General features: G+C 66.9%; 14 protein-coding genes. 10 read left to right on the forward strand and 4 right to left on the reverse strand.

Going from position 1 to position 13120, the window contains the following annotated elements; genetic code table 11:
• Nucleotides 1-3 precede the first annotated feature (3 nt).
• The 5 genes from ACVILH_RS03605 (at nucleotide 4) to ACVILH_RS03625 (ending at nucleotide 4420) form a co-directional block, all read left to right on the forward strand.
• Complete coding sequence (locus ACVILH_RS03605) at nucleotides 4-1449, forward strand: FAD-binding oxidoreductase (protein WP_456711651.1); 1446 nt, start codon at nucleotides 4-6, stop codon at nucleotides 1447-1449.
• Complete coding sequence (locus tag ACVILH_RS03610; protein WP_456711652.1) at nucleotides 1446-1886, forward strand: DUF4383 domain-containing protein; 441 nt, start codon at nucleotides 1446-1448, stop codon at nucleotides 1884-1886. The genes ACVILH_RS03605 and ACVILH_RS03610 overlap by 4 nt, the downstream gene beginning before the upstream one ends.
• A complete protein-coding gene (locus ACVILH_RS03615) occupies nucleotides 1883-2986 on the forward strand; it encodes a hypothetical protein (RefSeq protein WP_456711653.1) in 1104 nt (367 codons plus the stop codon). Before ACVILH_RS03610 ends, ACVILH_RS03615 begins: the two co-directional genes overlap by 4 nt.
• Nucleotides 2970-3275 (forward strand): hypothetical protein, encoded by a 306-nt coding sequence (locus ACVILH_RS03620; RefSeq protein WP_456711654.1) that lies wholly within the window; start codon nucleotides 2970-2972, stop codon nucleotides 3273-3275. Before ACVILH_RS03615 ends, ACVILH_RS03620 begins: the two co-directional genes overlap by 17 nt.
• 173 nt (nucleotides 3276-3448) lie before the next feature.
• Nucleotides 3449-4420, forward strand: a complete 972-nt coding sequence (locus tag ACVILH_RS03625; protein WP_456711655.1) for a S1C family serine protease — start codon at nucleotides 3449-3451, stop codon at nucleotides 4418-4420.
• 12 nt (nucleotides 4421-4432) lie between these two features.
• Here the strand turns inward: ACVILH_RS03625 and ACVILH_RS03630 are convergent, their stop codons facing one another.
• Nucleotides 4433-6370 carry a calcium-binding protein gene (locus ACVILH_RS03630; RefSeq protein WP_456711656.1) on the reverse strand — a complete coding sequence of 646 codons (1938 nt, stop codon included), beginning with the start codon at nucleotides 6368-6370 and terminating at the stop codon, nucleotides 4433-4435.
• A 322-nt stretch (nucleotides 6371-6692) separates the two neighbouring features.
• Between ACVILH_RS03630 and ACVILH_RS03635 the strand changes: the two genes are divergently transcribed.
• The 4 genes from ACVILH_RS03635 (at nucleotide 6693) to ACVILH_RS03650 (ending at nucleotide 10366) form a co-directional block, all read left to right on the forward strand.
• A complete protein-coding gene (locus ACVILH_RS03635; RefSeq protein WP_456711657.1) occupies nucleotides 6693-7757 on the forward strand; it encodes a phospholipase in 1065 nt (354 codons plus the stop codon).
• Between the two features lie 142 nt (nucleotides 7758-7899).
• Nucleotides 7900-9249 carry a hypothetical protein gene (locus ACVILH_RS03640; protein ID WP_456711658.1) on the forward strand — a complete coding sequence of 450 codons (1350 nt, stop codon included), beginning with the start codon at nucleotides 7900-7902 and terminating at the stop codon, nucleotides 9247-9249.
• A gap of 4 nt (nucleotides 9250-9253) precedes the next feature.
• The gene (locus ACVILH_RS03645; protein WP_456711659.1) at nucleotides 9254-10069 is read left to right on the forward strand and encodes a hypothetical protein; all 816 of its coding nucleotides are present in this window, start codon (nucleotides 9254-9256) and stop codon (nucleotides 10067-10069) included.
• Nucleotides 10070-10159: 90 nt separating this feature from the next.
• The gene (locus ACVILH_RS03650; RefSeq protein ID WP_456711660.1) at nucleotides 10160-10366 is read left to right on the forward strand and encodes a hypothetical protein; all 207 of its coding nucleotides are present in this window, start codon (nucleotides 10160-10162) and stop codon (nucleotides 10364-10366) included.
• A 61-nt stretch (nucleotides 10367-10427) separates the two neighbouring features.
• On the opposite strand, the gene ACVILH_RS03655 is transcribed toward ACVILH_RS03650, so the two are convergent.
• The 3 genes from ACVILH_RS03655 to ACVILH_RS03665 form a co-directional block, all read right to left on the reverse strand.
• Nucleotides 10428-11087, reverse strand: a complete 660-nt coding sequence (locus ACVILH_RS03655) for a DsbA family protein (RefSeq protein ID WP_456711661.1) — start codon at nucleotides 11085-11087, stop codon at nucleotides 10428-10430.
• A 4-nt stretch (nucleotides 11088-11091) separates the two neighbouring features.
• Complete coding sequence (locus ACVILH_RS03660; protein ID WP_456711662.1) at nucleotides 11092-11877, reverse strand: sulfite exporter TauE/SafE family protein; 786 nt, start codon at nucleotides 11875-11877, stop codon at nucleotides 11092-11094.
• Between the two features lie 166 nt (nucleotides 11878-12043).
• The gene (locus ACVILH_RS03665; protein WP_456711663.1) at nucleotides 12044-12547 is read right to left on the reverse strand and encodes a hypothetical protein; all 504 of its coding nucleotides are present in this window, start codon (nucleotides 12545-12547) and stop codon (nucleotides 12044-12046) included.
• A gap of 190 nt (nucleotides 12548-12737) precedes the next feature.
• Here ACVILH_RS03665 and ACVILH_RS03670 point away from each other — a divergent pair, with 190 nt between their 5' ends.
• A complete protein-coding gene (locus tag ACVILH_RS03670; RefSeq protein ID WP_456711664.1) occupies nucleotides 12738-13031 on the forward strand; it encodes a hypothetical protein in 294 nt (97 codons plus the stop codon).
• The last annotated feature ends 89 nt before the right edge of the window (nucleotides 13032-13120 follow it).

The following is a 13120-nucleotide window of genomic DNA, read 5'->3' on the forward strand; positions in this document are numbered from 1 at the left end:
GCCATGATTTCACGACGACGGTTTCTCGGCACCGCAGCCACGGTGGCGGCGCTGCCCTTGGCGCGGATTCCACGGGCGCGGGCCGAGCTGCGCACCATCCTCAACGATGCCAGCCGGCTGAACCCGACGCCGGTCGCCAAGCATGTCGTGATCTCCAAGCCCGCGACCGACGATTTGATCGCGCGGCTGCGCGCCGAGCTGAAGGAAGCAGCCGCTGCGAAACGCCCTGTCGCGGCCGCCGTCGCCCGGCATTCGATGGGCGGCCAGAGCCTGCCGCGCGACGGCACCGCCATCACGCTCGACGGCGGCGCGATCGAGCTCGACACGGCGGCACGGACCTACCGCACCGCCGCCGGCAATCGCTGGTCGGACGTCATCGCCACGCTCGACACCAAGGGCTTCTCGCCGGCAGTGATGCAGTCCAACAGCGATTTCGGCGTCGGCAGCACGTTCAGCGTCAACGCGCATGGTTGGCCGGTGCCCTACGGCCCGTTCGGCTCGACGGTGAAATCCATCCGCATGCTACTCGCCGACGGCACCCTGGTGCAGTGCTCACGCACCGAGAATGCCGAGCTGTTCGGGCTCGCCATGGGCGGCTATGGGCTGTTCGGGATCATCGTCGATCTCGAGGTCGAGATGGTGCCGAACCTCCTGCTCGAGCCGCGCTTCGAGCGGATGGCGCCGGAGACCTTCGCGGAGAAGTTCACGCAGAGCATCGATGGCGATCCCAACGTGAAGATGGCCTATGGCCGCATGTCGGTGTCGCGCAAGGCGTTCTTCGACGATGCGCTGCTCGTCACCTTCCGCCCCGCAGCCGATGCGCCCGCGACCCTGCCGGCTGTGGCGAGCTCGGGCAAGCTGACCGGCGTCGCCAACACGATCTACCGCGCCCAGACCGGCTGGGAGGTCGCCAAGGGCCTGCGCTGGTTCATGGAGACGCGGCTCGGCCCCGCCATCTCCGATAGCCGCTACACGCGCAACTCGCTGATGGCGGAGCCGGTCGCGAATCTCGCGCAGAAGGACATGCACCGCACGGATATCCTGCACGAATATTTCGTGGCGCCGGAGCGGTTCGGCGAGTTCCTCACCGCCTGCCGCGAGATCATTCCGAAGGCGCGCGCCGAATTCCTCAATGTCACGCTGCGCTACGTCGCCGAGGACAAGACGCCCGCGCTGACCATCGCGCCGGTGCGCCGGATCGCAGCCGTGATGTCGTTCTCGCAGGTCACCTCGCCCGAAGGCGAGATCGACATGCTGCGCACGACCGAGGCGCTGATCGACCTGGTCACCGCGATTGGCGGCGCGTTCTATCTGCCCTATCGTCTGCACGCGCGCCGCGACCAGGTCGAAAAGGCCTATCCGGCAGTGGCGCGCTTCGTCGCCGCCAAGCGGCACTATGATCCGAACCTTCTGTTCCGCAACGCGATGTGGGACGCCTATTTCGCATGACGACATCAGCCGACGGCTTCGCATTCGACCGCTATCGCATCGCCGCCCTCGCGCTCGCCGTAGCGCTGCTGTTCGCGGCCGCGACCGACTACATCCCCGCCTTCATCGATGCTGAAGGCCGTGTGTTCGGCCTGTTCCAGCTCGACATCTACAAGGACGCGCTGCACGTCGCCTCCGGCCTGTGGGCCTTGGCCGCGATGCTGTCGCGCCGCAGCGCCGTCTTCTTCCTGCGCGTGTTCGGCACGCTGTATTTCCTTGACGGCGTGATGGGCGTGCTCACCGGCTCCGGCTATCTCGATCTCTCCATCATCATCGACGGCATCCGCAACAATTCTTGGCTGGTGAAAGTGCTCTCCAGCCTGCCGCATCTCGCGCTCGGCGCTATCGGCATCGCCGTCGGCTGGTCACCCCGGGGCGCGAGGCCCGCGCTTGCATGAGCCTGCGTCGCAAGATCCTCTCTCTCGCCGGCGCGATCGTCGCCGCCGCGGCGATCGGCATCACGACGACGGTGATCACCGTCGAGACGGTCTGCACCGCCGACGTGCCCACGCCCGTGGTGACCTCGCAGTTCGGCATCACCGATCCCGGCTATGCGAGATCCCAGGGCGACAGCTTCCTGACCTTCCCCGAATGGTACATCGTCCACGCCTATAGCGATCTCGCCGGCGTCACCGGGCAGAAATCGGAATCCGACTTTCACTATCTTTCGAGCATCGCCGGCTTCTGGCGCAGCCTGTGCCGCGCGACGCGGCAGGCCGATGGATCCGGGCCCGCGACATCCGATCAGAAGCTGACGAACTACATCATCGGCTTCAGCTTCACCGCCGAGATGGCGCTGCAAGGCGCCTATGAACGGAGCTTGGGTGCGCTCACGGAGGAAACGACCGACGGCGTCAAGACCGCCGAGGACGCCTTCAACCTGGCGCTGCTGAAGGACTACGCCGCGTTCCTCTATCAGACGCGCTGGTATCGCTATCCGTTCTGGGCGAAGCTCGAGCAGCTCTGGCGCGACACGCCGTTCGTGCCCTCGCTGCGCTCGGTGGAGCGACGGTTCTCGCTCAGCCTGCAATATGCCGGGCGCGCGGCCTATGCGGCGGTCATCGGCTATGCCGCCGGCTACGATCCCGCAATCCTGTCGATCCAGAGCGTCGTGACCGGCCTGCCCGCCGCCGAGCTGGCAGCCATCCCCGGCGTGAAGGTGATCCGCGAGGTGACCGACGCCAAGGGCACGAGGGGCGTGCTGGTGCAGACCGAGCGCTACGCCAGGTTCGACGCCTTCGTGAAGGAGCTCCGGCGCCATCCCGGTACGGCCCTGGCCGAGGTCGCCGGCAACCACCGTATCCTGGTGACCATCGTCGTGCCTCCCGGCGATGGGCGGCTGGCAGCCTTCGAGGGACTGCCTATATTCAGTGTCCCGATCCAGTCCCGCCCCGGCGCGCGCCGCATCGGCGTCGACGTCCCGATCCGCTCGCTGGTTCAGGACGTCACCCGCTTCGAAGCCGCCGGCTATGATTTCGAGCATGCGTACGACTATTGACAGGCTGTCTCCAGCGCGCACCCTTCACGTGCAAGGGGTGCTGGTCGTTGCCCTCGCGTGGTTCGCGGGCATGGCGGCGCTGGCGCTGGTGGTCAAGCCCGAGGCCGTCGTCGTCTTCGGACCGGCCGACCGGATGATTCCGGCGGTCGTCGCCCGCGATGGAGCCTTGCTCGATGCCGGGCGTTTCCATGTCTCGGCGCGCACCGGTACGACGACGGTGGGCGAGCTCTATGCGGCCGGGGCATGGTTCGTCTGGCCCATGATGTCCAAGGGTTGCGGTCGCGGATGATCGGCGCGAGAGCGTCGTTTCTCCCGGCACGGCAGCGGAGCGGCGGAACTGGCGCCCGCGGCCAAAGATGTTAAGCTCGCGTTGACGCTGCGGCCAAGACGCGACAATCACGCGATACGAAGCAAGCTTGGTCGAAGTCCCCCCGGGGGGCATCGGCAGAGCAGGAGAAAGAAATGCCTTCTTTGACCGAATGGAAAGTGCCGTTCGCCTTCCAGCCTCGCGCCGAAGACTATCAATATGATCTCGACCACGCGCTGTCGTCGATCGTGGGTCTGCATTCGATCATCCCGCCGGATGCCTTCAGCGCGGAGACGCTCGGCACCGAGCGCGCCGGCAATGCGGTTGTGATCGATGACGGGCTGGTGCTCACCATCGGCTACCTCATCACCGAGGCTGAATCGGTCTGGCTGCACCTCAATGATGGGCGCGTGGTCGAAGGCCATGTGCTCGGGTTCGATTTCGCGACCGGCTTCGGCCTGGTGCAGGCGCTCGGGCATCTCGATCTGCCGGCGCTTCCGCTCGGCTCCTCGGCGGCGACCAAGATCGGCGACCAGGTCGTGCTCGGCGGCGCTGGCGGCCGGACGCGCTCGGTCGCCAGCCAGATCATCGCCAAGCAGGAATTCGCCGGCTATTGGGAGTATCTGCTCGACGAGGCGATCTTCACCCATCCGGCGCATCCCAATTGGGGCGGCACCGGCCTGCTCTCGCCCAAGGGCGAGCTGATCGGCATCGGCTCGCTGCAGCTCGAGCGTGAGCGCGACAGCAAGGCCGAGCACGTCAACATGATCGTGCCGATCGATCTGTTGAGGCCGATCATCGACGATCTCCGCCGCTTCGGCCGCGTCAACAAGCCGGCCCGGCCCTGGCTCGGCATGTACGCGACCGAGGTCGACGACCGCGTCGTGGTGATCGGCGTCTCCAACAACGGCCCGGCCGCGCGCGCCGAGCTGAAGGCCGGCGACATCATCCTCGGCATCAATGGCGACAAGGTCACGACCCAGAGCGAGTTCTACCGCAAGCTCTGGTCGCTCGGCGATGCCGGCGTCGACGTGCCGCTGACCGTGCACCATGAGGGCGTCACCTTCGACGTCACGGTGGCGTCGACCGATCGCGCCAAGCTGTTGAAGGCGCCCCGGCTGCACTGAGGCGGCGCGGCCTCACGCCATGACGTGCCAGGCCGCAGCGACCTGATCGTGCAGATGCGCATCATCAGGCAGCTGTGAGGTGGCCGTCGGATCGAAGCCCGGATGGGTCTGCGCGTAGGTCGCCATCGCCTGCACCAGTTGCGTGACCTGCGTATCGAGCTCCAGGCCGCCCGCCTTGATCTCCTGGAGTTGATAGGAGCCGCCGAGGAACCAGTCGGCGATCGTCACCTGCTGGTGGGTGCCGAGAATGTCGATCTCGAGATCGTTGCCGGATTTGACGAACCAGAAATTGTCGGCCGTGTAGGCGCTGCCCAAATCCAGCGTGCCGGTCGGCTTCGACAGCGACGCGACACCGTTGATGATGACGTCGTTGCCGTCGCCCGGCGCATAGACGTAGGTCGCGCCGATGCCGCCGACCAGGATGTTGTCGCCGGCGCCGCCGTTCAGCACATCGCTGCCCAGGCCGCCGATCAAGAGATCGTCATTGGCGGTGCCGTACAGCATGTCGTTGCCGCCGCCCGCGATCAGCAGCGCGCCGTCGGTGACGGCGATCGTCGCGCCCGACACCGGATCAACCATCACCGTCGTCGCGGCATCGCTCAGCGCCGCGCTGAGCCAGTCGAGATTATCCGTCTTGCCGCCCCACAGCGTGCTGATCGCCGTGTCGATCAGCTTGACATCCTCGCCGTCGGCGCTGGCCACCGCGTCGATCAGCGCGATCTTGCCGAGGATGTCGACCGCAGAGCCCGTAGCAGTCGAGGACCACAGGTCGGACGAGAGATCCGCGACGAGCAGGTTCTTGGCCGTGTCCTGGTAGAGAATGCCGTGCTCGTGCCCGATCACGCCCGGCGTCGTCGCCAGCACCTCGTCATGGTTCTGCGCCAGCAGCGCCGAATACTCCACGACGATGTCGGCGAGCGCCTTCTCGACACCGCCGTTCTTCAGATAGTTCGCCGCCGTCGACGCGCTGACGCTGTCGGCGAGCACGCCGCCGCCATTGAACAGCGCCTGCACGGCACTATTGCCGTAGCCGCTGGCGTCAGTCACCGTCGAATAGGCGATCATGTCCTTCATCTTGTCGGCCGGCGCGCCTTCGCCACCCACGCCAGCCGCGGGAATGCCGACCGCCTTGGCGATCGCGTCATCCTCGAGCGGCGCCATCAGCACCGCCGCCGCCTTCTTCCAGTCCTGCGCATTGTTGTCGCTCGCCCACTGCATCATGGTCAGCAGCGCGATCGAATGCAGCTTGACCGGGTCAAGCCCGAGGTCGGTGCCAGCGCCGAGCACGGTCTTCTGCTCGGACGAGATGCCGATCGCCGCGTCGGCGATCGCCAGCGCGCCGGCGACCGGTCCGAGCTGCAGCAGCGCCAGCGGCGCTTCCAACACCGGCGCCGCGGCCCGCACATATTGCAGGACCTCGCCGGAGAGCGAGACCATGTGAATGTCCGAATAGCGGTCGACCGGGTGCGAGCCGAGCGCGCCCCAGAAGCCGTGCAACTGATCGTAGCGGACCTCGGCGGCGAACTCGAACGGCATCGCGTCATACGCGTAGGCCACCTTGTCGTTCAGCGCCGCGATGTAGCCCGCCAAGCCGCCGCCGAGCGAGTGGCCGGTCAGCGAGACATGGGACGTCGTGGCCCATGTCTTGTAGTAGGCCTCCGCATCCGGAAACTGCGTCGGCCAGCCGGTGAGTCCGGCGCCGCCGAGCCAGGCCGGCACGTCGGCGATGCTGTCAGTGCCGCGATACGAGATGATCCGCGTCGATGGATCACCGGCGAGCTGATAGGTCGCCGCCTCGAAATTATCAGCCGCCGCGACGACAGAGCCCGCGACCAGCTCGTAGTTGCCGATGCGATTGAAATTGACAGAGAGCGTCGGACTGACGCCTCTGTTGTAGACGTCCATGGCGAGCACCGCGTTGATCAACGCGGCCGACGGCGAGCTGGTCATGATGCGCATCCTCCGTGGTAGCCGGTCGGCCATTTTGACCGCGGCCATGCGCTCCCTTGGGGAACTTCATTGCTGCGCCGTCGGCGTCCATGAAGTGCGACATCACGTCCGATGTTTGTCAATCGTGATTCGTCCACACGTGTATTAGCTGATCATGCTCCTGTCGCGCGATCTGCACATCCTCGGCTGCCTCACGCCACGAGGCGCACAACGAACGCCTGTTCGGAAAATGATCATTGCCCACGCCGCCGATTTTGCGTTGCATGACGGCGCTCGCCGGCCAGCGGGTGACAAGCGAAACCCGCTCGACCAGGAGATCTGCATGACCGACGCCGTGGTGGACGACATTCTCATCATGTTGCCGCCGCTGCTGCAGACGCTCGAAGCCCTGTCCTTCGTCGCGCGCTATCTGAACCCGCCGGATTTCGATCGCGTGATGGCCGAGATCGGCGATCCCGAGCAGACGCTGCAGACCGCGCGCGCTCATCTGACATCGTGGCCGGCGGATTTTGCCCATATCCGGCTGGCGTTCGATACCGCCTCCGATGCCGCGCTGATGTCCTTTGCCGGCCTGCGCGCGGTCCAGCGCGGTGAAGGCGATCTGGTCGACGTGTTCCGCGCCTTGCGACAGCTGCCGCGCGCGCTTGAGGCGCTGTTTCCGCTGGCGCCGACGCTGCCGCCGCTGAGTGAGTTCTTCCTGGATCCGGCGGTTGCCGACGACCAGACCGTGCGGCAGCTGCTCGCTGCGTCGGCCGGCAAGGATGCGGTGTTCCACGACCACAACGAGATCGGCAATCGCGGCGGCTTCTCGCTCTACGTGCCCGAATACTACACCGCCGACCGGGCCTGGCCTGTCGTGATGGCGCTGCATGGCGGCAGCGGCAATGGCCGCGACTTCCTGTGGAGCTGGCTGCGCGCGGCCCGTAGCCTCGGCGCCATCCTCGTGGCGCCGACCGCCACGGGGCCGACCTGGGCGCTGATGGGCGAGGACGCCGACACGCCGAACCTCGTGCGCATCCTCGATCTCGTGCGCAGCCGCGTCTCGATCGATCCGGCGCGGATGCTGCTCACGGGCATGAGCGATGGCGGCACCTTCTGCTATGTCAGCGGCCTGGAGCGAAGCTCGCCTTTCACGCATCTCGCCCCGGTCGCCGCGACCTTCCACCCGCTGATGGCTGAGATCGCCGACCGCGATCGCCTGCGCGGACTGCCGATCCAGATCGTGCACGGCCAGCTCGACTGGATGTTCCCGGTCGAGATCGCGCGACACACCGGGGATGCGCTGGCCAAGTCGGGCGCGCATGTCGTCTATCGCGAGATCGACGATCTCAGCCATTGCTATCCGCGTGAGGTGAATGTCGAGCTGCTGCGCTGGCTGATGAGCTGACACGGTCAGCTCCGCTCGTCCGACATGACCGATCGGTAAGATCGGCGACATAATCTCGACGGATTTTCTCCGCATTGATTATCGCTTGGCTCACAGCGGGGGCGCTGCACAGGGCGGATATGATGCCGCCGAAGGATCGCCCATGCCCTCGCCCGCCGCGCTGCCCTCCTCGGCCCGCCCCACCTCCGTCGTGCTCGCGGACGGCGTGAGCCGCCTGGAGGTCACGCTCAAGCTCACCACGGCGATCCTGGCGCTGGCTGCCGGCGTCTACACTTATCTTGGCGTGCGCGAGCTGCTCAACGGCAGCCCGACCACCGTGTTCTTCGCCGCCGTCATCTATTCCGTCGCGGTCTCCGTCGGCATCTACGCCTTCTGGGTGTTCATGATGCAGTTCATGCCGCACGTCACCAGCATGATGGGACGGCTGCTGATGGCCGGCTGCATGGTGCTGGGCTCGCTGATGATCGTCGCGATGTCGTCCTGGCTCAACGCCTCGGCGCTGGCCGGCGCCGCTGCCATTCAGCAGCACCTCGCGATCACCGTGCAGAACTACACACGTGATCTCGACCGCGCCAATAGCCAGGCGATTGCCGCACAAAGCCTGCTGCCCGACATCCAGCTCGCCTCTTCGCGCTTCGCCAAGCTGGCCGAGGCCGAGCGCACCGGCTCGCTCACCGGCACCTCCGGCTCCGGCACGGTGGTTCAGCTTCTCACGCAGATGTCGACGCAGCTCGATGGACTCGGACAGCAGGTGCAGGAGTCCGGCAAGCGCGTCTCCGCGCTCTACGAGCAGGGCGGCAAGAGCCTCGCCAAGATGCGCGAGCTGATCTCCGACCGCGGCCCGATCGCCAGCCGCAGCGATGCCTTTGCCACGGAGTCGCTGACGCTGATGGGCGTGATCGCCAATCTGCAGCAGACCTCGGTGGCGCCTGCCGTCAAGCGCGCGGCCACCTCGCTCTCCGCCGGCTTCATCGCACCCGCCGCGGGCGGACGCAGTGGCGACCTCGCCGAGCGACAGACCGCCGTGGTCGGCAAGGTCGAAGGGGCGATCGCCACGCAGGCCGCGTCGCTGGCGGACGCCGCCGACAAGATCCTGGCGCTGCCGCGCATCGAGCCGACGCGGTTTCAGACCTTGTCTCCGGCGGAGGCCGTGCTGCGCTATGCCGGCGACTTCATTCCGAGCTGGGCCGGCGCCATCTCGATCGACCTGATGCCTGCGGTGCTCGTCCTGATTCTCTGCGTCGTGCACGCCGCGATCCGCCGCGAAGGCCTGCCCGCCGCCAGCGCCTCGAGCCTCACGGCGAGCGACCTCGTGACGGCGCTGCAGATCGCCCGCGAGGTCGAGGAGGCAAGACGCGCCGCCGAGGCGCGGCCTGCCGTTGCGCCGGCCGACACGCCAATGGCGCCGGCTGACGAGCCGCAGCCGGCGGCGGCCGTGGCCAGCGCGGACGAGAACGTCACCTCGCTGTCCTCCGCACGGATCGGGAAGTAGTCCGGTGGCCTCGGCCCTGAACCGTCGCGTCCACGCCTGGCTCACCGACAATCCGGACGAGAGCATTTTGCGCTGGGTGTTTCGCGCCATCCTCGTGGTCACGATCGTGGTTCTCGCAGCCGACCTGATCGAGCTGAATGATCCGCATGCGTCCGATGCGGCCTCGCCTCAGCTCGACATTCGGACGGAGCCGACGGACGCCCCCGCCGAGACACCCTCGGTGCTCACGCCCTTGTTGAAGCGGCTGATGCCGCTGCCGAAGGGCGATCCCGCGCTGGAGCAGCCGATCAGCCTTGAGCTGCGCGGCGGCGGCCGGCTCTATGCGACCGGCACGATCACGCCGGGCAGCGCGCGCGCCTTCACCGACGAGGTCGAACGCCACGGCGAGTACATCAAGACCATCGTGCTGAACTCGCCCGGCGGCTCGGTGGCCGATGCGCTCGCGATGGGGCGGCTGATCCGCGCGCGCAAATTCGCCACCGAGGTCGAGGCCGGCAAGACCTGCGTGTCGTCGTGCCCGCTGGTGCTCGCAGGCGGCGTCGAGCGCCGCGTCGGCGAGCGCGCCACGATCGGCGTGCATCAGGTTGCCGCGGTGCGCGCCGCCAATGCTGCCCGCACCGACAACGACATGAGTCTGGCGCAAAACGTCTCGGCGCGCTGCCAGCGCTACCTCGCCGACATGGGGATCGACCTGAAGGTCTGGGTGCATGCGATGGAAACGCCGCATGACCAATTGTTCACCTTCAAGCCCGACGAGCTGAAAACGCTCAATCTCGTCACGTCAGGGCCGGAATCGCGTCCCGAAAAACCGCGCAGTTAGTTTGTTGGGTGACGCTTGAACCTTCCGCCGCACCGGCGGAACCAAGCTTCGACGGCGGCGTTGTCGGCCGTCACACTGGAGAACATGATCATGCGGACATTGGTGGGAATGATCCTGGGTGCGCTGCTTCTGGGGTTCGGCGTCTACATCCACGATTCGATGCAGACCTCGGAAGTCGCCAACGGATCGGGCGCGCAATCGCGCCGGACCATCGTGAACTGGGACGTCGCCGCGGACAGCTGGAATTCGCTGAAGACCCGCGCGCATGACGACTGGGTTCGCATCTCGTCCAAATAACCTAAAGCAACTCGTCTTCGGGGCGTCTCGACCGCGGGTCGGGGCGCCCTTTGCTTTTGTCCTAATTGGCAGCCTTGGCCTTGCGCGCATCGGCGATGACCTGCTCGAACTGCGCCATGGTCAGCACGCCCGGCACCCTGAACTTGCCGACGATGAAGGACGGCGTGCCGCGGAAGCGCAGGCCGCGCGCCTGCTTGTCGTTGCGCGCCAGCATCGCGTCGATCGCTTTTCCGTTGGTCGCGAGATCGCGCTTGGCGCGGTCGATGTCGATGCCGGCCTCGGATAGCAGCTCATCGATGCGCGGCTCGGTGAGCTTGGAGCTGACGCCGATCAGCGCCTCATGCGCCTTGGCATATTTGTCCTGAGACTTGGTCGCCAGCGCCATGCGCGCCGCGGTCACCGACACCGGCCCGAGGATCGGCCACTCCTTGAGAACCCAGCGAACCTTGCCGTCGTCATGCACGACCTGCTGCAGCTCGGGATCGAGCTTGCGGCAATACGGGCAATTGTAGTCGAACCATTCCACGATCGCGATGTCGCCCGCGGCATTGCCGAGCACCGGCGCGTCGGGATCGCGCAGCACCGAGGCCTCGTCGGGCTCGTCGGCGTCCTGGGCACGGCTTGATCGTGAAAAAACAGAAAGCGCGGCACCGGCGCCGAAAAGGGAGAGAAGCTCGCGCCGGCTGCTCGACAGGATCGCGTCCGATGTGCTGCGCTTCATCAAATCAGCTCCAGATATGCAGCAGGCTGCGTGTCAGCATGTAGAGCGCCACCGCCGCGATCACGACCGAGAATACCACGTTCAACGCGCCGCGCCGCTCCGAGAGATGGCGCGCCAGACGCGTGCCGGCAAGGCCACCGGCGATGCCGCCGGCAATGAACAGTCCGGCGAGGTCCCAGGCGACCAGCCCCGACCAGGCATAGCTCGCGGCCGTGGTGAGCCCGAAGGTCGTCACGGCGACCAGGGACGAGCTCACCGCGTTCATGATCGGCATGCCCGTCGCGGCCATCAGCGCCGGCACGATCAGGAAGCCGCCGCCGATGCCGAAGAAGCCGGACAGCGTGCCGGTGGCGAGGCCGAAGCCGACGATCGCCGGGACGTTCGCCATGCTCATCTTGACGTCGGGGATGCCGATGCGCGCGCGGGTCTTCAGCATCAGCAGCGCGATCACCATCATCACCAGCGCGAACAGCGCCAGCAGCTTCTGGCCGTCGACCATCTTGCCGAGCAGCGAGCCGGTGAAGGCGCCGACGATGCCGGCCGCGGCGAACAGCGCGGCGATCGGCCAGATCACGGTGCCGCCGCGCGCATGGTTGGCGAGATTGATCGCGGCATTGGTGGCGACCGCGATCGCGCTCGAGCCGATCGCGATATGCGGCTCCGGCACGCCGACGACATAGACCATCAAGGGCACCGCGAGCACCGAGCCGCCGCCGCCGACGAGGCCGAGCGAGAAGCCGACCATGCCGCCGCAAAGCACGCCGAGGATGCCTTGAGTCGCAGAAATCATGCCCGGAGCAGGTTCATTTCCCGGGCATCAAGGCAAGCCCCAAATTCACCGGAGCAGCAATGCCGCGCGGCCGCCGAACAATCTGCAGGCCGGCACGCCCCGCCAAGAGCAGCGGCCGGACGCGTCATGCATCCGGCCGCCGCAGTGCATCCCGTGCTGGCCTCGCTCAGGCCGCGCCCTTGAGCTTCTTCGTGCACTCGCTGTAATAGCCGCCGCCCTGCTGGATCCACTTCAGGCCGCCATTGGCGTTGGTTGCCTTGTTCGCGTTGTACTGATCGAGGCAGGTTTGCAGACGCGCCTTGCCCGGCTTCTCCTTGGCGTATTTGGCATCCACCGCGCTCGGATACACGGCCGGACCGCTCGGCGCGGCGGCCGGCGCCGCGTCCTTGGCAGCCGACTTGCTCTCCTTCGCGGGCTTCGCCTCGGCGGCGGGCGCTGCCGGAGCCGCGGGCGCGGCCGGCGCCGCGGCTGGAGCAGCCGCGGTGGCGTCGCTGCCGCACTGGGCCTTGCGGAAGTCGTTCCACTTCTGGCCGTTCAACGTGCCGGCCTCCTTCGCCTGCTTGTACTTGGCGCTGCACTCCTGCGAGGTCAGCGCCTGCGCCGGCGCGGCGGCGAATGCGGCCAGGCTGAGAGCGGCAATGGCAACCAATGACTTTGCGTGAAAACTCATTCTCGATCTCCCCGTGGAGCATGATGGAATGGGACCACAATCTTAGCTGGCGGCAGGTCTGCGACAAGGCGGGGAGGCTTGGCGTCGCGCGAAAATATAATTTGCCTCGCGTGCCGATCGGGCTCATTGCATTCACACCGGGTTCAGCATCAGCGGCCCTCCGCCGCGCGCTTCGTTCGAGGAATTCAGCATGACGTTCACTGCCCGCGCGGCGGCTGCAGCCACCGCAATCGCCACCCTGTTGGCCGCGGGTCCCGCCTTCTCCCAGCCCGGACTGGCGCTGCCGGCCAGGCCCGACGCTGCCACCGACACCTACGCGACACTGGACAAGTCGACCCGCCGGGCCATCTCGATGGCCTGCTCGAAGGAAGCCGATGAACAGGGCCTCTTCCGCGGCAAGGCGCGCGGCAAGTTCCGCTCCGCCTGCAAGCGCGACAAGGCGGCGGCCGCCAGCGCCCCGGCTGTGCCGGACAAACCCAAGTGATCCGGCAGGCCCGAGTGGTCCGCCGGGGGGCGGCGTAAAGCCTTTGTTGGCTTTCCTCCGCATGCATAGCCGCACCGCAGCGGCGGGGA

Source organism: Bradyrhizobium sp. USDA 4353, from assembly GCF_054063215.1.